This is a genomic window from Mycoplasmopsis felis ATCC 23391 (assembly GCF_000701865.1).
GTDB lineage: Bacteria > Bacillota_I > Bacilli_A > Mycoplasmatales > Metamycoplasmataceae > Mycoplasmopsis > Mycoplasmopsis felis.
Map to the genome: position 1 here is coordinate 1 of NZ_JNKA01000004.1, position 20,205 is coordinate 20,205.

General features: G+C 24.5%; 18 protein-coding genes and 1 tRNA gene. 11 read left to right on the forward strand and 8 right to left on the reverse strand.

Annotated features, from left to right (window positions below):
- Nucleotides 1–374 (forward strand): restriction endonuclease subunit S (locus T405_RS00625; protein WP_198763719.1); only part of this gene is annotated, 374 nt, incomplete at its 5' end.
- A gap of 76 nt (nt 375–450) precedes the next feature.
- Here the strand turns inward: T405_RS00625 and T405_RS00630 are convergent.
- The 6 genes from T405_RS00630 to T405_RS00655 all read right to left on the reverse strand — a co-directional run bounded on the left by T405_RS00630 (nt 451) and on the right by T405_RS00655 (nt 8,881).
- Nucleotides 451–1,947 carry an APC family permease gene (locus T405_RS00630; protein WP_036430074.1) on the reverse strand — a complete coding sequence of 499 codons (1,497 nt, stop codon included), beginning with the start codon at nt 1,945–1,947 and terminating at the stop codon, nt 451–453.
- 1 nt (nt 1,948) lies between these two features.
- Nucleotides 1,949–2,719: a Nif3-like dinuclear metal center hexameric protein gene (locus T405_RS00635; protein WP_036430076.1), complete on the reverse strand. Its 771-nt coding sequence runs from the start codon at nt 2,717–2,719 to the stop codon at nt 1,949–1,951.
- Nucleotide 2,720: 1 nt separating this feature from the next.
- On the reverse strand, nt 2,721–4,157 hold the full coding sequence (locus T405_RS00640; protein ID WP_036430078.1) for an RNA polymerase sigma factor: 1,437 nt from the start codon (nt 4,155–4,157) through the stop codon (nt 2,721–2,723).
- 1 nt (nt 4,158) lies between these two features.
- Nucleotides 4,159–6,078, reverse strand: coding sequence for a DNA primase (gene dnaG / locus T405_RS03680; protein ID WP_051619510.1), 1,920 nt, complete (start codon nt 6,076–6,078; stop codon nt 4,159–4,161).
- An 18-nt stretch (nt 6,079–6,096) separates the two neighbouring features.
- Nucleotides 6,097–7,437: a glycine--tRNA ligase gene (locus tag T405_RS00650; RefSeq protein WP_036430080.1), complete on the reverse strand. Its 1,341-nt coding sequence runs from the start codon at nt 7,435–7,437 to the stop codon at nt 6,097–6,099.
- A gap of 109 nt (nt 7,438–7,546) precedes the next feature.
- Nucleotides 7,547–8,881: an MAG3090 family protein gene (locus tag T405_RS00655; RefSeq protein WP_036430082.1), complete on the reverse strand. Its 1,335-nt coding sequence runs from the start codon at nt 8,879–8,881 to the stop codon at nt 7,547–7,549.
- Between the two features lie 198 nt (nt 8,882–9,079).
- Between T405_RS00655 and T405_RS00660 the strand changes: the two genes are divergently transcribed.
- From T405_RS00660 to T405_RS00705, 10 genes are all read left to right on the forward strand, one after another.
- Nucleotides 9,080–10,837, forward strand: a complete 1,758-nt coding sequence (locus T405_RS00660; RefSeq protein WP_036430084.1) for a GIY-YIG nuclease family protein — start codon at nt 9,080–9,082, stop codon at nt 10,835–10,837.
- A gap of 150 nt (nt 10,838–10,987) precedes the next feature.
- Nucleotides 10,988–11,521: a tRNA (cytidine(34)-2'-O)-methyltransferase gene (locus T405_RS00665; protein ID WP_036430086.1), complete on the forward strand. Its 534-nt coding sequence runs from the start codon at nt 10,988–10,990 to the stop codon at nt 11,519–11,521.
- On the forward strand, nt 11,514–12,257 hold the full coding sequence (locus T405_RS00670) for a TrmH family RNA methyltransferase (protein WP_036430088.1): 744 nt from the start codon (nt 11,514–11,516) through the stop codon (nt 12,255–12,257). Before T405_RS00665 ends, T405_RS00670 begins: the two co-directional genes overlap by 8 nt.
- On the forward strand, nt 12,257–12,544 hold the full coding sequence (locus T405_RS00675) for a hypothetical protein (protein WP_036430090.1): 288 nt from the start codon (nt 12,257–12,259) through the stop codon (nt 12,542–12,544). The genes T405_RS00670 and T405_RS00675 overlap by 1 nt, the downstream gene beginning before the upstream one ends.
- Nucleotides 12,531–13,382, forward strand: coding sequence for a ribosome biogenesis GTPase YlqF (gene ylqF, locus T405_RS00680; protein WP_036430092.1), 852 nt, complete (start codon nt 12,531–12,533; stop codon nt 13,380–13,382). Before T405_RS00675 ends, ylqF begins: the two co-directional genes overlap by 14 nt.
- The gene (locus tag T405_RS00685) at nt 13,375–13,785 is read left to right on the forward strand and encodes an IMPACT family protein (protein WP_036430094.1); all 411 of its coding nucleotides are present in this window, start codon (nt 13,375–13,377) and stop codon (nt 13,783–13,785) included. Before ylqF ends, T405_RS00685 begins: the two co-directional genes overlap by 8 nt.
- Nucleotides 13,757–15,115, forward strand: coding sequence for a M17 family metallopeptidase (locus T405_RS00690; protein WP_036430095.1), 1,359 nt, complete (start codon nt 13,757–13,759; stop codon nt 15,113–15,115). The genes T405_RS00685 and T405_RS00690 overlap by 29 nt, the downstream gene beginning before the upstream one ends.
- A 36-nt stretch (nt 15,116–15,151) precedes the next feature.
- Nucleotides 15,152–16,522, forward strand: coding sequence for a M17 family metallopeptidase (locus T405_RS00695; RefSeq protein WP_036430097.1), 1,371 nt, complete (start codon nt 15,152–15,154; stop codon nt 16,520–16,522).
- A 135-nt stretch (nt 16,523–16,657) separates the two neighbouring features.
- A tRNA-Trp gene (locus T405_RS00700) sits at nt 16,658–16,732 on the forward strand.
- A gap of 51 nt (nt 16,733–16,783) precedes the next feature.
- Nucleotides 16,784–17,794 (forward strand): NAD(P)H-dependent glycerol-3-phosphate dehydrogenase, encoded by a 1,011-nt coding sequence (locus tag T405_RS00705; RefSeq protein ID WP_051619511.1) that lies wholly within the window; start codon nt 16,784–16,786, stop codon nt 17,792–17,794.
- Nucleotides 17,795–17,830: 36 nt separating this feature from the next.
- Here T405_RS00705 and yidC read toward each other — a convergent pair whose 3' ends face one another.
- Together yidC and rnpA are read right to left on the reverse strand one after the other, a co-directional pair.
- Nucleotides 17,831–19,879 (reverse strand): membrane protein insertase YidC, encoded by a 2,049-nt coding sequence (gene yidC, locus T405_RS00710; RefSeq protein WP_036430099.1) that lies wholly within the window; start codon nt 19,877–19,879, stop codon nt 17,831–17,833.
- The gene (gene rnpA / locus T405_RS00715; protein WP_036430100.1) at nt 19,857–20,198 is read right to left on the reverse strand and encodes a ribonuclease P protein component; all 342 of its coding nucleotides are present in this window, start codon (nt 20,196–20,198) and stop codon (nt 19,857–19,859) included. Before rnpA ends, yidC begins: the two co-directional genes overlap by 23 nt.
- Between the last annotated feature and the right edge of the window lie 7 nt (nt 20,199–20,205).

Genomic DNA, 20,205 nt, shown 5'->3' on the forward strand with positions numbered 1-20,205 from the left:
CTTCTGAAATACCAGAAGAAGTTGGAATTACATCGATTTGACCTTTTAAAGATAAGGAAAATATATATTTAAATTCATTTTGTTTTGGCATAAGGTTAAACAACATAAATAATTATTATATAAACTTCCTTGCATACAACTTAAGAAACAATGAACTAAGAAAAGACATAGTTTTACTTGCTCAAGGTATTTCAAGATTTAATATATCTAATAGAAGATTTATGAAACTAAATATTCTATTACCGAATATTTCCGAACAACAAAAAATCGGAGATTTTTTTAGTAATATTGATACCCTAATCAATCTTTACAATTCCAAACTCAACAAACTTAAACAAATCAAAGAAGGTTTATTACAAAAAATGTTTGTATAAGACTAATATCTGTATAATCAAAAGAAAGTAAATAAAGAAACAAAAACATAGAACCATTAAGTTCTATGTTTTTGTTTTAATCTTGTTGTTTTAACATAACTAGTTCGTTAAATGATTTAATTAAATTTCTTTTATTTATTTTTAATTCTAAGTAGTAATTAATAAATGGTAATGATATAAAAGTAAATAAGAAGATTACATATAATAAAATTGGTAAATAAGCAGGTATTTTATTGCTTTGGTTATCTAAAAACAATCCTCATCCTGCTGGATTGGTTTTAGATAAATCACTTAAGAATTCTATGTTTATAACAACAAAAGCAATTTCTATAATAGTAATCCCTATAATTGTAGTTATAGCAGTTATATAGTATAAATATTTATTCATTTTTGTTGTTTCACTAAATTTGTTTCTTTTAATTGTATAAAGTAAAATAACAATTGCATAAATACCAAAAAAGAAAACAGTAGTAAAGTTTGAAATCCCATCAATTAAGATATCTGAATTAAGAACTATAGATGGAATAAATATAATAAGTGATCATAATGTCATTATTATACCCATATAAATAAATGTAGTTTTTGTATAACCAAATTTATTTTTTAATTTAGTTGAGCCAAACAACAAATTACTATTTATTAAATTTCTAATTTCATTTGTAAAACCAGAAGATATACCATTAATTACACCAAGTGTTGAAATAATTAAAAAGAAGAAAATAATTGGTGTAACATATTTAGCTGCAGATACACTAATAGAATCAGCTATTAATGTTCCTATAAAACCAGCATTATGGAATATTGAAGATAAAGCAATTAATGTGTATAAAATGGTTACAAATACTAATCCTACTAAAATAACTTTAGGTAATGTTTTTGACGGATTTTTTGTTTTATGTGATAATGACCCAGATACTAAAAATGCATCATAAGAAAATAATACAAAAGGTAGTGCTGCAATTATTCCCTTAATAGTAAATGAATTTTTTAAAAATGCATTCATTCCATCTGCATTGTGGGTATTAGGGAATAAAATACCTATAAATAAAGCAAAAATAAGAGGTATGAATTTAATAATAGTAACTATTGATTGTAAATAACCACTAACTACAGTTGATAAATAATTTAATACTATAAACATTAACATAATAACAAAACCAACTATTATATGAACATATATTGGTATATTTTTAAAATTTAATGTAGTTATAGTACTAAGAAACTGAAAGAATATTTCTGAAAAGAAAAGTCCTAATACAGTTGCTAAAATACCTCAATAAAATAAGGTATAAGAAGTAGCAGCAAAATATCCAAACCTTGCTTTACCTACTTTATACGCTCAATTACTTAAACCCGTTAATTTTGTGTTTTTAAATGAACCAATTTCAGCAAAACTTAGAGCTGCTGTAATTGAAATTATTCCACCGATTATTCAAGCTAGTAATCATGATAGACCATCACCGTTTACTGCTCTAGATATCCCTCCGTTTTTAAAGAAGATACCAATTCCTACTACAGATCCTATTAACATCATTAACGAAAGAAAGAATCCAATTTTTTTATTTTTATTCATATTATATATTCCTATATGGTTGTTTAATTTTCTTGACAATAACCTTTAAATCAGGTAATTCATTATTTAGTTGTTCTTGTAAATCAAAAGCAAAAACTTCTTCGTCTAAATGAGGGATTTCTAAAATATTTGCTTTTATTTCTTGATAATTAATTCAATCACTTCATTTTAAATCACTTGTAATAATTAAATCAATTCCATTTAAAACTAGTTGATTGATTTGTCCTATATATCCAGAACCACTTAAAAAACAGATTTTTTTAAATTTTTGATTATAATTGATTACATTTGTTCTAAATTCACTTAATAAAAGTTTTTCTTTTATTAAGTGAGAAATTTCATCTATAGTAAATTCTTTATTTATAGTTGCACTATATTTTTCAGAATTACTATCATAAAAATCAAGTAAATCTAAATATTTAACTATTTGATAAGAAGTACCATATAAAGCACTATCATAATTAGTATGTAATGAATAAGAAGTAATTTGATGTTTTCTTAATTGTTTAATAATTTCTCTTTTATATGGTGCTTTAGTATCTTCGTCTTTTAAATGTTCTTCAAATAAAAAAGGATGATGACTAATAATTAAGTTACAATTGTTTTTGATTGCACTTTGTAAAACTTCAGAAGTTAAGTCCATAGCTAAAATAACACCAGTAATTTTTTTATGTTGTTGTGTTTTAACAGAATATCCAGAAGGGTCTCAAGGTTCTTTGTTTTGTAATGGATATTTAAGTTCAAGATATTCAATAAATTTCTTTAGTGTCATATTAATATCTTAAAAAGTCTTTTAAATTTTTTCCATACTTAGGACTATTTTTAAGTTTTCTTAAAATTTTATTTTCAATTTGACGAATTCTTTCTTTAGAAACTTTTCTTTCTACTGCTAATTCATCAAGACTGTGAACTCTATATCTTTGCCCATTTGCATCAGAACCAATTCCATAACGTCTACAAATTAGTTGCTTTTCATCATTTTCTAATTCTGTATCTATCATAGTTAATAACAACCCTGTTAATTCTTCATTAGCAGCAAAATCAATAGGATTAATAACTGCTTCATCTTTAACAAAATCACTAAAAGATGAATCATTTTCTTTACCTACTTGTTTATCTAATGAGATAGGGTCCATATTAATTCTTTTAATATGACTTACTTTATCTGCTGTAAATTCGCCACCTAAACGATCTGCTATTTGTTGGATGGTAGGTTCAATTCCTAATTCATGTTGTAATTCGCGTTCAATTTTTGATACTTTATTTATTGTTTCTACCATATGTACAGGTACTCTAATAGTTCTAGCTTGGTCTGCAACAGCTCTTGTAATTGCTTGTCTAATTCACCAAGTAGCATAAGTAGAGAATTTATAACCTTTGCTTACATCAAATTTTTGAACAGCTTTCATTATTCCCTGATTTCCTTCTGAAATCAAGTCTATGAATGATAAGCCTCTATTTTTATATTTTTTAGCATTATTGATAACTAAACGTAAATTACGTAAAACTAATTTATCTCTAGCTCTTTTACCTCTAAAACCACCTTTTTCAATTTCATTACATAATTTTTTTTCTTCAGCATCATCGAGAAGTTTTCCATACTTCCCAATCCAACGCATGTACCATTTTACAATATCATTAGTTTCAGTTAATTTATTAGTAAGATTTTTAGTTTTCTTAGTTTCTGCTTCTAAAAGAGTTGTTTGAGTACTATGGAATTCAAAGTTAAAATCACTAATATCATTATCATCTTCTAATAATGAATTATCATAATAATTTTCTTCTTCATCTTCTGCTTCTTCTTCCTCATCTTCTTCTTCATTTTCGTTATCTTGAGGAATATCTTTAATATTATCTAAATCATAATGAATTTCTTCACCATTTTCTTCATCAGATTCAATAAAATCATCATCTTCATCAATTTTTTGATTGAAATCTACTTCATCATCTTCCATCTCATTTTTTTTATTTTTAGAAGTAAAGCCTTGGAAATCATCAAACGAAACATCATCTAAATCACCAAAATCAGAGTGATTTTCCATTATTTTTTCATTAATTAGTTCACTAAAAAATAAGTTTGAATCTTCTTCATTTACAAAAATGTTGTGTTTATCCAGTAAATCAAAAACTTCTTCTTGCGAAAGAGTCTTTTTTTGAAGAATTTTCATATCTTTTTTTAATAACTTTATTGTGCTTTTAAATTCAGACATATTACCTCTTTTCTAATTTTATTTTGATATTTTTGTATTTTTCTATTGAGTTAATATAATTACTAAAAGTTTTAGGATTTACTGAACCTACTTCTAAAACAAAATTGTTATATTCTTTTTTTGCTTCTATAACAATTGGAAATAAAGGAATAGAAGCTCGCTCTTGAAAACCATTGTTTATTTCATTTTCTTTTTCTATTCAAAATTCATTGAATTTTTCAGTTAATTCATTTGTATTTCTTTGTTTTTTTATTTTTATAAAAGTTTTAAGAACTTCTGATTTTAGTTCTTTTATTTTGTTTTCTATATTTATATTTTCATATGCTTTTTGAAAATTTTCATAAATATTTTGACTAATTTTGTCATTAATATCTTTGTTAAAACTTCTTACTTTAATAAATAAATCTCTAATTTCTTCAGGTTGAGTAAAAAGATTTTTACAATTTTCATCTTCTAAAAATAAATTAGAAAAATCATTATTCATTATCATAAACATTAAAAATCTCAACCTTTTTAATTCATTGATTGATTCTAAAAATTTATCTTTATCTACGTTTTTGGTATTTTGTGGTAATTGACCATAAATATCAAATGCATAATCATTAGAACTAATAAATGAATTATTTAAATAAGTATTATCATCTATATAAGAATTTACTTTTAATTCATATTTGTAATCAGATAAAAATTTATTTTTAAAATAATTTTGTATATCATTATCATAATAATTTAAATAATCAGTAAATTCGTTTGCAAGAGTTTTAATTGTGTTTATATCAGAATTCTGATTAACATTTAAAATATTTTTTAATGAGTTATAAATTCATTCTATTGCAATTTTAGAAGAATTTATTAATTCAATTAAAATATCTTTTCCATTTTCTTTTAAAATCTCGTCAGCGTCTTTTTCATATGGATTTCTGATTACTTCAATATTATTAATATTATTACTCAAAAGAAATTTTAAAGTTTTAAGTGTTGCATTTAAACCTGCATTATCGTTATCTAAAAACAACTTAATTTTTTTATTCTTTAACAAATATAAATGTTCTTTTGTTAAAGAAGTACCCATTAAAGCAACTACATTAAAAATATCTGCTTGATAACAAGCAATAACATCTAAATATCCTTCAACAATAATAATTTCATTAGAATTATTGCTGAATTCAAAGAAATTATGATAATTGTATAATAACTTAGACTTATTAAAAAAGATGGTTTCTGAAGTATTAATGTATTTTGGTAAGTTTTCTTTATTTAAAATTCTTCCTGAAAAACCTACAATCTCACCAAATGAGTTTCTTATTCCGAACATAATTCTATTTCTAAACAATTCATTTCCTGAATCATTGATTAATCCAACTTTTAGCAGTTGTTCAGGTGAGTAATTTAATTTAGTAATTAAATAATTAGATAATGAATTATTATCTGGAGCAAAACCGATATCAAATTTATCAATAATATCACTTTGATATATTTGTCTATGTTTTAAATAATTAATAGCATCTTGATTTTTTATTAATTGAGTTTTGTAAAAAGCATTAGCAGCTTTTAAGATTTCTAATAATTCTAATTCAGTTTCATTGTATTTGCTAGTGAAATTAGAATTATTTTTAAATTCTTCAAAGTTAACATCCATTCCTAGTTGATTTGCTATATATTCTAGCGATTGGATAAAAGACATATTTTCTTTATCTCTTAAAAACTTTATTGCATCGCCACCTTTTCCACAAGGAAAACATTTATAAATGTTTTTGGTAGGATTGACCATAAAGCTCGGACTTGAATCTTGATGGAAAGGACATAAACCTACATAATTGTTCCCTTTTTTAGACAAAGAAACAAAATTAGAAATAATATCAACTATATTTACTTGAGAGATAATTGAATTATATAATTCAGTTGGAATTGATTTGTTCATTATCCCCCTTTTTACAGATTATAAATATTTGTCTATTTGATTTATTGAAATTCTGATTTGTTCCATTGAATTTCTATTTCTTAATGTTATAGTTTGGTCTTCTAAGGTCTGGTAATCTACAGTTAAACACCAAAAAGTTCCTATTGCATCTTGACGACGATATCTTTTTCCTATTGAACCTGTTTCATCATAATTTACAGAAACACCTTTGTCAATTAATTTGTTGAATATTTCAAGAGCAGGTTCTGAAAGTTTTTTAACAAGAGGTAATATAGCAATTTTATATGGTGCTATGTGTAGCGGAAAATTTAATACTATTCTACTATCGTTTTGATCTAATTGCTCTACATTGTATGCTTGACAAATAACAGCTAACATTAATCTATCTAGTCCTATGCTAGGTTCAATTACATAAGGAGTTATTTTAGTATTAGTGTTTGGGTCTAGGTAATCTAAATTTTCACCAGAAGCTTTTGAATGTGATAATAAATCGAAATTAGTTCTGTTTGCAATCCCTAATAATTCACCTCAACCAAAAGGGAAGTTAAATTCAATATCTGTTGTACCTGCTGAATAATGAGATAATTCTTCTTTTTCATGCGATCTGATTTTAATATTTTCAGAACTTAAACCTAAATCTTGAACAAATTTACTTGATTTATTAATATAATATTCAAATCAATGTTCTGCTTGTTCAGGCAAACAGAAAAATTCTAATTCCATTTGTTCAAATTCACGTGTCCTGAAAATAAAATTACCAGGAGTTACTTCGTTCCTAAAACTTTTTCCTACTTGACCTATCCCAAAAGGTAATTTAGACCTTGTAGTTCTTTGTACGTTTTTGAAATTTACAAAAATTCCTTGAGCAGTTTCTGGTCTTAAATAAATTTTAGATTTATTTCCCTCAACAACACCTTGTTGTGTTTCGAACATTAAATTGAATTGTTTGATTTGACTTCAATCAGTTTTACTGTTTTCATATTCTTTTAAATTTTCATTTAAATATTGAGTCATTTCTTCATTTGACATTTTCTCAGGAATTAAATTAGGATTTATTTCTTGAATTAATTTATCAGCTCTATATCTTTTACCATTAACTTTATTTTCAATTAAAGGATCACTAAAATTTCCTACATGACCACTTGTTATTCAAACTTGTGGATTCATTAAAATTTTGCTATCAATTAAAAAATTATTAGTTTCTTTAAGAATGAATTCTCTTTTTCAAAAATCTTTAATATTTTCCTTTAATAATGCACCTAAAGGACCATAATCTCATGTATTTGATAAACCACCATATATTTCGCTTCCTTGGTAAACAAAACCAAAATTTTTTAGGTGATTTACAATCTCTTGCATGTCTTTTTTCTTAGTGTTAAACATATTTGGTAATTATACTATTTTATTATTTATAAATAAATAAACTATTCTATTCTTTCATAAACAAAAAAACACCATAAAGATGTTTTTAGTAATATGTAGGTATATAACCTAATCATAATAAGAATACTAAAGCAATTAAGATTGAGAAAGCAAACGATAATAATAAAATTGTTCAGAATAGATATCAATTAGATATTGATTCTTCATCTTTTACTTTTGTAACCACAATTTCTTCTTGTTTTTGTGATACACCTGTATTAACAACAGCTGGTGTAGATTGTACTACTTTTTCTACAATAACTTCCTTAATAACTTCTTTTTCTACTACAAAAGGATTTTCATTTTTAACTTCATCTTGGAAGTAGAATAAGTGAGTTTGAGTTTTTACTTCTTTTGCATAGATAGCGAATGTATAGTCTTCTTTAGACACAAAAGCAACGTGTTTTTTATCAAATAAAACATATGATAATTCTTGTGCTAATCTCGCGTTTTCACCACAAGGTTTTACAAAATAAACAAAGTTTTGTGGGTTGTTTTCTACTTCGTTTGAAGCAACAACTAATTTAGATAGTTTAGAAATAGAATCTGAAAGAGACTTAACAACAAATTTGTAAACTTTTTGTAATTTTTCATCTAATAATTCTGAATTCAGTTCTTTTGACAATTCAAAAACATTTGTTAATTGTTTTTTAATAACATTTAATTCTTCAGGAGATGTAATTACTTGATTATTAATAATGCCTGCGATTTTTTCTAATTTTTGTGAGTAAACAGCTAGTGCATCAAATTGTGTTTGGAATTCTAAATCTCTTACATAAGCAAATTTAACAACTTCTTTTTTGGTATTATCAATAACTTTAACAACTTCTTTTACTACTTCTTTAACTTCAACTTCTTTTTTAATTTTTTCTTCAATAATATGTGTAGGAATTTTAGAAGCTTTTTCTCTTAATTCTTTGTTTTCTTTTTGTAATGCTTCGATTTCTGTATCTTTAGCTGATTTTTTTCTTTCAATTACAAATTCATCATCTAGTGGGAAGTATGTTCTATGGTCATTGATTTCTTTAAAATCAATTACTGTTTTTAAATATTGATTTGCACCATTACTTCTAAGACCTGTTCCTGGGTCCACACAAAATTCTTCTAAAATATCTGATTCTAAAACATTACCATCGAATTTTTCAACATTAACTTCAAATTGGTATTCGTTTTCTTTATTTTCTGAAATAAAAATCCCACCAAACACTTTTTGTTCTGTTTGGAATCAAGTAGCACAATCATATCCTAATGAAATAAATCAATTCATTGCATCTTTACGTGATTTAAAGTGTGCTAAATTTGTTTTAACTTTTGGGTGTTTTAATATTCAAGGGTAAACCTTATCTTGGCTTGGTTTGTATAAACATAATAAACGTTTCATATGTCCTCTTTTTCTTTGTTTTATTTAATTTAATTTAGTTGAATAATTTATATTATTTTCGTTTAGTATTATTATATAATAATAAAAAATTTAATAATTTAAATTTTCGATATTTTTAATTGCTAATTTTACAGGAAAAAAATAATTTTCAATTAAATAAATTATTTTTTTATTTTAATTAGGTAATTTAAGGTAAAAATGACAAATAAATTAATCGATAATAAGTTATATACTTCAATAAATCAAAATGTTCCTACAAGCCCTGGTGTTTATCTTTGAAAAAATAGTTCAGGTGAAGTTGTTTATGTAGGTAAAGCAATTAATTTAAGAAAAAGAATGAAACAATACTTTGAAGGTCATACAAATTCTTGATTAACGCCAATAATGATGGAAGTTATTTGTGATTATGATTTTATAATAGCAAAAAGTGAAAGAGATGCTTTTGCTTTAGAACTAAATCAAATCAAAAAATATAATCCAATCTATAATATAAAACTAAGAGAAAAGAGAAATTATCCTTATTTTGTTTTTAAAATTCAAAAAAACGAATTAGATATCAAAATATTAAGTGAAATAAAAGATAAAACAAAATATGATTATAAATTTGGTCCTTTAACCCCAAATACTCAATATAGTGATTTTTTAGATATATTGATTAATTATTTTTTATATAGTGAAGGATTAAAAATAATTAATCAGGATAATACTTATTGAAATAATAAATTGGATTTAATTAAAAATATTTTTACCTTTAAAGATGATTGGTTTTATAAAGAACTACAAAAAAGAGAAATTTGATTTTCAGACAATATGAATTTTGAATGAGCTTTAAAATATAAAAAAGGTCTTAATTTTTTAGACAAAATTAAAGAAACTCAAATAACAGAAATATCTAATATGCAAATACTACACTTTTTTGCATTTGAAAAATATAATGACAAAGTATTTATTTCAATTCGATTTTATCAAAATGGTTCATTAATATTTGTAGAACATATTAATAAAGAATGAAAAGGAATAATTTCTGATTTTATTGAACAGTATTTAAATAATTTTTATTTAAATATAAATTATAACCCTAATAAAATACTTATTGATTGTATTTATAAAGACAACGAATTGATGTTTAATGATTATATAAATTCAAAAATATTTTATCCACAAAAAGGTATTTTAAAACAAATTATAGATAATCTAAATGAACAAAATCATTCAATAGTAATGGTTAAAAACAAATATATGAATAAAAACAATTTAAATAACATTTGAATTGATATCCAAAATTCCTTGAATTTAAATTCACTAAACAGAATTTTTATTTTTGATAATTCATTTATTAATAATAAAAAAGAATTATGCGGTGTAGTTGATGTTTATGACCAAACAGGATATGTTAGAAAAATGTCTAAAGTTAATAATTTAGAAAAGTATAAATTAAATATGATTAAACAATCAGATGTTCAATTTACTTACTATAATGCTGCTTGTTATCTTAATTCAAACATTTTATATAAAATAAAAGAAGATGATATTTTTATAGCTGATGGTTCAATACAACAAATTAAAGAGATTAAAGAAGCATTAAAACAATTTGATTTAAATAATAAAGTATTTGGTTTAGTAAAGAACGACTATCACAAAACAGATAAATTAATAGATGAAAATGGAAAACAAATCAAAATAGATGATATAACCTTCAAATTCTTAAGTTCTATCCAAGAAAAAGTAGATAAAAGAGCAAAGTTTTATTTAAATAAAAACAAAAACAACAATAATAATAAATCTAGTTTATTAAAAATAAAAGGAATAGGGAAACAAACAGAAAGCAAACTATTAAATTACTTTAAAACTTTTGAAAAAATTAAGAAAGCTAAATTTTCAGAAATCGAATTAGTAGTAGGAAAGAAATTTGCTAAATTAATTTACGAAGAATTAAATAAAGAAGAATCAAATTAATGTAATTTGAGTTTTGTTCAAATTTATAAACATATATAGTTTATAATTAAAAATATAAATTAATAATTTAGTAAATTTTAATTTCTAAATTACTTATTTTTTATAAAAGAAAACAATTTTAAATGCAAATTTATTATAAAAAGGAAAAATATGTTGAATGTAGTCTTATATGAACCAGAAATTTGCCCTAATACAGGAAATATCATAAGAACTTGTTTTGCTCTGGGTGCAAAATTACATATAATCAAACCTATTGGATTTGATTTACATCCAAAGTATTTAAGAAGATATGGCGCAGGTAGAATGTTATCTGATATACCTCATGAAATACATTCTAGTTATCAAGAGTTTTATAAAAAATATAATGATAAAAAAATTATTTATATAACTAGATATGGTTTAAAAAAATATACTGATTTTGATTATAAAAAAATATATAATCAAAATCAAGAAATATGACTTATGTTTGGAAGAGAATCTACAGGTATAGAAAAATCTATCCTGACTAAGAATATAGATAATTGTGCAAGAATACCAATGGTATCTGCTATGAGATCTATTAATTTAGCAAATTCTGTGTGTATTATAGGTTTTGAAGTAATGAGACAATTGGATTTTATGGACTTATCATTATATGAAGTTGAAAAGGGAAAAAATTATTTGAAGGAATTAATTAATGACTAATTCTAAATATATTTCTAGCACTTCGAATGAACATATAAAAAATCTAAAGAAATTACATAGTAAAAAATACCGAGATTTAACTAATCAATTTTTAGTATCTGGTGAGCATTTAGTTCAAGAAGCACTAAAAAAAGGTATAGTTGTAGAAATTTTAGATTCAAGCAAAGAAAGTAAGTATTATTTTTTTAATAATACTTATAAGGTTTCTCATCATATTATTGAATATTTAAGTGAAACTATCACGCCACAAAGTGTTATTGCTCTTTGTGATAAAACTTTATTAAAAAATACAAGACTCAATAAAGTTATTGCACTAAATAACTTACAAGACCCAGGAAATGTTGGAACAATAATTAGATTAGCAAAATCGTTTGATTTTGATACAGTAATAATTGAAAATTTAGATCCATTTAATGATAAAGTCATCAGAAGTTCTCAAGGAGCTCTTTTTGATATCAATATAATAACAACAAAAGACCTAAAAGAATATTTAGGAAATTTGAAGTCTAAAAATTTTAAAATTTATGCAACCTTATTAGATAAAGATTCTAAAGCATTAAATGAAGTTAACTTTTTAAAAGAAAATATTGTTATAGTTTTTGGTAATGAAGGGAGCGGAATATATCAAAATATTATTGAATTAACTGATGAAAAAGTATATATACCAATTTCTTTTGAGAGTTTAAATGTTGCTTGTTGTGCTTCTATTATTTTAAATAAAGTAAGGAATGGATAGTGGAATTAAAGAAAATAATAGATACAGAAGTAAATAATATTAAAAATAAAGATTTTAAACTTTCACTTAATGGTTATAGTACTGATGAAATAGACAGTTATTTAAATAATTTATTATTATCTTTTTCTATAATAAAAGAATTAGATAATGAAAAAGATGTTTATATTAACAAACTAATAGAAAACTATAAAGAATCTTTAAATAAAATTAAACTTTTAGAATTTAAAATAAAAGAACTAGAAAACATACTTCAATTACTTAAAAAGGATAAAAATGGAAGAAATTAAAAAAGATTATGATCAGCTTATTAATTGATATCCTGGTCACATGACTAAAGGATTTAGAGAGATTAAAGAAATTTCAAATTTAGCTGATATTTTTATTGTGGTTTTAGATGCTAGATGTCCAATTAGTTCATATAATGAAGATTTTGATCAAATTGCACCAAACAAACAAAGACTATTTATTATAACTAAATCTGACTTAATGGATGTTAATAAGAAGGAAATGATAACTAAAAGGTTTTATGGTTCAGAGATTTTATGATTAGATTTAAGAAAACAATCAGCAAAAAAAATTATTCTTTCTAAATTAAAACAAATGAGTTTACAAAGAATTAAAAAAGATTTAAGCAAAGGAATTATACAAACTAAAATTAAGTCATTTGTTGTTGGCATCCCAAATTGTGGTAAAAGCACTTTAATCAATTTAATATCAGAAAAATCAAACTTAAAAGTTGCTAACTTCCCAGGTGTTACAAGAGAAAAGAAATGAGTAGTTAATAAAGAATTTTTATTTCTAGATACACCAGGTATTTTATTGCCGAAATTTACAGATCAAGAAATAGCAATTAAATTGCTAGCAATCGGTTCAATTAAATTAGAAAACTTTCCACCAGAATTTGTAGCTACTAAAATTTATGCACTGATTTCGAAATATTATCCAAATTTATTAATTAACTTAGATTTAAAACCAGAATTTGAGGATGTATTAATATACAATCAATTATATAATTACGCTCAAAAGCATAATTTTTATAAAGAAAAAGGTAAAATAGATTTAATTAAAGCATATAATCACTTTATACAGTGAGTAAAAAACTTAAAAGGAATAACATTTGACTAATTTTTATATTGATAATTTAATTATCAAAAAATCTAAATTTATTTCAATTACTTATGAAATAAACAATAAAAAAGAAGTTCAAGAAATTTTAGACAAACTTAATGTAGAACATAAAAAAGCAACTCATATATGTTATGCATATTCATTAATTGAAAATGGAGTTGAAATAGCAGGTTTTTCGGATGATGGTGAACCTAAAGGGACAGCAGGAAAACCAATGTATGATTTATTAAAATTAAAAAACCTGTTCGGAGTTTTGGTTGTTGTAATTAGGTATTATGGCGGAGTAAAAATAGGTGCAGGTGGATTAGTTAGAAGTTATAGACAAGCAAGTATGCTAACAATTAATCAAATATTAAATAAAGGAATACAAGATGATAAAAATAATTCAAGAAAAAAATAATTCATTAATGCTAAAAGCAGCATATCAAGGAATGGAATTTCCTAAATATGTAGGAACCAAAAAATTTCACTTAACAAATAACTTGCAAACAAATGAAAGTTATGTTTATATTGAAAAAGAAAATATAAATTTAGATGACTTAAAATCATGATTTATTAATTTTGCAAAAGATTTAGATATGGATTATCAAATTGATTTAAATAGTTTTGCACAAAAATTTAAAAAAGAAGTATTAATAAGATTCTTTATCTTAAATGCTTATTTTGCAAGAACAGAATTATTTAAAAAAACCATAAAAGAAAAAGAAAACAAAATAAATAATCTTTATTTATTAGTTAATGAAAATGATATTCAAACAAAAGAATTAATAAATAAAGTTGAATTAATAGCAAAAGCTATAGCAAAAGTAAGAAACCTACAAATAATGCCTGAAAACTTTTTAAATTCTGAACAATTAGCAAGTGAAATTACAAATGATTTTTCAGGAATAAAAAACCTAGAAATTCAAGTTTTAACAAAAAAAGAAATTCAAGACCTGAACATGGGGTTATTATTATCTGTTAATAAAGGTAGTACACATGAACCAAGAGTTGTTATTGTGAAGTACTTTGGTAATCCAGAATCAAAAGAAATTACATCAATAGTAGGTAAAGGGATAACTTTTGATACCGGTGGAGTAAATACAAAAGGTTATCATATGGAAGGTATGAAATTCGATATGTCTGGTTCTGTAATTGCTGCATATACTGTTAAAGTATTAGCGGAATTACAAGCAAAAGTTAATGCTTATGCAATTATGTGTATAACAGATAATAGAATTAACAATGACGCTTCATTACCTGAAAATGTATACCAATCAATGAGTGGAAAATGAGTTGAAGTAACTGATACAGATGCAGAAGGAAGATTAGTTCTTGCTGATGGTATTTATTATGCAGTAAGTAAATTAAATTCAACAACAATTATTGATGTTGCAACATTAACAGGAGCAATTAGTATTGCATTAGGAACAGTTTATTCTGGAGTTTGATCGACTAATGAGACTAAATGACAAAAATTCAAAGAAGCTTCACTAAAAGCTCAAGAAAAAGTTTGAAGAATGCCATTCCATAAAGATTTTGATAAAGGCAATAAATCTTCTAAAGTTGCAGATTTAGCAAATTGATCATCTATTGTTAAATCAGATTCAAATCAAGCAGCATTATTTTTAAAAGAGTTTACTAATGATATAGATTTTATTCATTGTGATGTAGCAGGCACTGCAGAAATTAAAGGTCAACCAATGGGAGTTTTAGTAAGTACTTTAGTTGAATATATTTTAAATTCTTAATTAAATAGTAAAATATTAAAATATAGAAAGGATAATATGTTAAAAGTAGAAAATCAAAAAAACAATATGATGCTTTTAAGAGCAGTTTTTAAAGGGGATGAATTACCTCAAAATTTAGTAGAAAAAGCAAATAAAGTTACAGAATATTTCGATAAAAATGAAGCAGTTGTATTTTTAGGTGAAGAAAAAAATTACAATTATGACACAGTTTTCAATTTTGCAAAAACTTTATTTACTAACCAAGTTAGAGATTTACAAATAGATTTAGATTCATTTGTTAAAGGTCAAGTTTGCATTCCTTGTGTAACCAAAGCATTTACACATGCATATAACTATGTAAATGCTGATATTTATTCAGCGAAAACATCTCCTAAACCAGAAAGATATCAAATTAGTTTATTATCAAAAGAACCAACACAAAGATACGAGGGTGCATTAAAAGAAGCTAATGTTTTATCTGATGCAGTTAATTATGCAAGAAATTTACAAATCTTGCCGCCAAATATTTGTAATTCTGAATACTTAGCAGAAACTGTATTAAAAGATTTATCAGTATATAAAAATTTAAAAATCTCAGTTTTAACAAAAAAAGAAATTCAAGAATTAGGAATGGGATTATTACTTTCTGTAAATAGAGGAAGTATGTATGAACCAAGAGTTGTAGTTATTGAATATAATGGTAATCCAGAATCATCAGAAAAAACAGTTTATGTAGGAAAAGGAATTACTTTTGATTCAGGTGGATATTCATTAAAACCAAGTAGATCATTGATAGGAATGAAATTCGATATGTCAGGTTCTGTATTTGTAGCAAGTGCAATGAAAGCTATTGCTCAATTACAACCAAAAACTAATGTTTCAGCAATTATGTGTATAACAGATAACAGAGTTAATGGAGATGCATCATTGCCAGATTCAGTATGAAAAAGTATGAATGGAAAAACTGTTGAAATTAATAACACTGATGCTGAAGGACGTTTAGTTATGGCTGACGGTATTACATATGCTGTAAGAAACTTAAAAGCTACACGTATAGTTGATGTTGCAACATTAACAGGTGCAATTTTAGTTGCTTTAGGAAGCACATATACTGGTGTATGAAGCACAACAGAAAAAGGTTGAGAAGAATTATCTAAAGCAGCAAATGAACAACACGAATTAGTTTGAAGAATGCCTTTAGATGATGCATTCGGAAAAGAAATTAAAAATTCAGTTATTGCTGATTTAAAAAATACAGACTTAAGTGGAGCAGGTGGTGGTAGTTCTTCTGCTGCAATGTTCTTAAAAGAATTTACAGAAGGTGTTGAATATATCCATTTAGATGTAGCAGGAACTGCAGAGCAAGGTGGAAGACCTACTGGAGTTATGGTTAAAACATTAATTCAATTAGCATTAAATTCTAAATAATTTTATAATCTACAGATTAATCTGTAGATTTTTTGTTTAATTCATAAATGCTAAATTTTTCTCTATATTCATTAATAAAACATATGTTTTTATTTGTTAAAACTTTAACAAATTATGGTATAATAAAAAAAGTTTAGGAGTATAGTTCAACGGTAGAACAACGGGCTTCAACCCCGTGTGTTGTGGGTTCGAATCCTGCTACTCCTGCCATTTTTTTATAACTTTTTCTAATAATATTCTTAATTAAGTATAATTAATCTTATGAGAGAAATTAGTAAAAAATATAAATTCGGTTTTATAGGAACTGGTTCATATGGAAGTGCATTAGCAAATGTCTTATCAGAAAATGGACATAATGTAGCTCTATATGGAATTAATGAATATGAAATCAATGATATAAATACTGGGTATAATCAAAGATACTTTGGTTCTATACCTTTTTATAAAAAAGAAAATATTTATGCAACAGATAACTTAGAAGAAGTTGTTTTATCATCAGAACATATAGTTTTAGCTATACCTTCAACAGCAATGAGAGAAACATTAAAAAAAATAAAAGAAATATTGAATTCTAAAAAAATTAATATTATCAATTTATCAAAAGGTATTGAATATCAATCGGGAATGTTTTTTAGTGATTTCATAAAGTGAAAATTTAATAAGAATATTAAAAATTTAGCAACACTTACTGGACCTTCTTTTGCTTCAGAAGTTTTTCAAAGAGAAAACACGATTATAAATGTAGTTTCAGAAAATGAAGAATATAATGAATTGTTAGTTAGTTTATTTACAAATAAATACTTTAAACTCATTCCTGAAACAAATGTATTAGGTTCTGAAATATTTGGCGCAATTAAAAATGTTTTAGCAATAGGTATTGGTATGTGAAATGCAACAAATACAAGCAAAAATACTTTATCAGCATTATTGACTATGGGAATTAATGAAATTAACCATATTTATAAACATTTATCTAATAAAGAAAATATTGATTTCAGTTTATCCTATTCATGTATTGGAGATGTTTACTTAACTTGTACATCAGTTAAAAGCAGGAACTTTACACTAGGAATTCAAATTTATGAAAACGGAGTTGATAAAGCATTAGAAAATTCTGGTTCAACAGTAGAGGGATATCATACAGCAAAAACATTAGAAAAAATGATTAAGGAAAAAGAAATAAATAATATACCTTTCTTAAAAAGTATTTTAGATGTTTTATTTAACAGTAAGAAACCGGTTAATTTACTTGATTTTATGAATGAAGTATAAAAAATGAAGTTTAAATAATAAACTTCATTTTTTATATTAACGATCTTTTAGTATTTTCTTTGAATATCTTTCTTTAAATCATTTAGTTCTTTTTAGTTTATGTAATATTAGAACTTCAAGTATTTGTCATAAACCACCAAATAATCAATAAACTTGAACCCCGACAGTAAATAAAATTGTAATTACTGCAAAAACTATAACCATAATTTTTTGAGTTCTTTCAGATTTTTTAAGTGCTTGTGCTTCTGCTATAGTTGTTGCTTGTTTGAATTTTTTACGCTCTAATAGTTTTGGTAGCATCTGTGAAAGAACTTGAATACCTATAGTTACTATTAATATTCATAAGTATATAAATTCTCCGCCTAGAACTTTTGTTCATGATTGAGATGAGAAGTTTAGACCTAATCACACTGTTTGTTTTATTTCAGGAATTCCTTGGATAACACGTCACATAGCAAAGAATACAGGCATAGTTATAAGCATACTTCCAAATTGGTCTAAAGGACTTATATTATATTTTGCATATAAAGCTTGAATTTCTTGATTTTTCTTCATTTTCATTGCTTTATTTTTTTCAAAACCAACATATTTAGCCTCAATAGCTGCTTTTTTAGTTCTTAAACCTTCTTGAACAGATTGCATCATTTTTGACTTAAATGTAATTGCAAACATTAATAAACGAGTTATAACAAGAGAAATTATTATAACTATAATTGAACCTCAACCACCTAATTCAGGAATAGCTTGACGCATTGACTGAGTTAAAGCAGATAAAGGATAAACTAATAAACCATAAAATGGTCCATATCCTCAAGCTTGTCCTCAATTAGTAATAGGTTCAATTGGATGATCACCTCTAAAAGGAGTATTGATATCATTAATTTGTGTTTTATCTTTAATGTGTGCACCTAATCTAGTAAATACATTTTCTTGATAATCATATTTAGTTGCTTGATTTTTAGCAGCAGGAACAACTGTTGAATCTTCTTTATCATTACCTATATCTGCTTTGTTTAATAAACCAAGAACACTTAAGTATTCAACCATAGTTTGTTGATAAGTGTTAATCATTTCTCTTTCAATTTGAGAAATTTTGACAGCTTGATTATTTTTTAGTTTTTCACCTAAAACAATTAGATATTCACTAAAATCATTGTAATTTGAATTATCTGCTTTTTTATTTTCAGCAAAAATAACATTATTTAAGGAATTAATGAATTTACTTTTCTTTCCAAATGAATAATCATAAAAGGTTTGTAAAATATCACGAGCAAACGCAACATTTTTTTGTTTTTCATTAGAACCATCATATTTTATTATTTTTTGTAAGCCAGAAAAACCTAATAAAGTAAAGTTTTTATTTTCGTCAACTTTATTTGTTGTTATAGTTTTTTTATCTTCAGTAATACTATGTGTGTCTAAAGTAATGTATTGTTCACCAGGTTTTGGAAAGTCTAGTAAAATAATATCTTTAATTTCGTTTAAATAAGTATATTTATTAGAATCGTTACCAATAAATAAATATTGATTTGATTCATTATTTGTTTGTTTTTGAACAAGGTTAAATGGTGTAGTTTCATTATAACCTAATCTTTTTAAATCCTCTGTAGGTATATCTAAAGCAACTGAAGAATATCAAACTTTTGGTTGTCCAATGTTTTTTCCACCATTGTTAGTTGATTGTTTATTTAAATTACTAATAACTTCTTTGTTATTTAAATATACGTTTTTATCTTGATTAATATTTAAGATTGCTAATTCATAATTATTATCTTGGTTAGTATTATCTTCTTGTGATTTACCGTTGTTATCTACAACAGCTACATTTAATTTTGTTTCACGATTAGTTAAAGTATTAACTTTTGGTCCAATGTCTTCTTGGTCTATGTAAAACTCTATACCGTTTCCAACATTAGAAGAATTTTTTAATACGAACGACTGCACGCAACCTGTTATTGTTAAACCAAATAACATTGCGTATAAAGTTATCTTAATTCATTTTCAAACTTTTTTAATTGTCGCTTTTTTCTTTTCTTGATCTTTTCCGTCTTGAGTAAAATAATTAAAGTTGTTTGTTTTTTTCATTATTTATAAACTTTTCAAAAAGTTTTTTAATACCTTCTTTTTTTATTTCAAAAGATGTATTACAAAATTCTTTACGAACTATTAAAACAAAATCATAAGATAAATCAAAAATGTTAATTTCTCTTATTATTGCTTTTAATTGTCTTTTATTAAAATTACGACCTACAGAATTTTCAAATTTTTTAGGAACAGTTATTCCAATTCTTAGTTTTTCATTTTTTACAAAATAAATAACTAAATATTTATTTTGTAAAAAATTATTTTGTTTAATTACATTTTGAAAATCCCAGTTTTTTTTAAGTCGATATTCTTTTTTCATTAAGTTT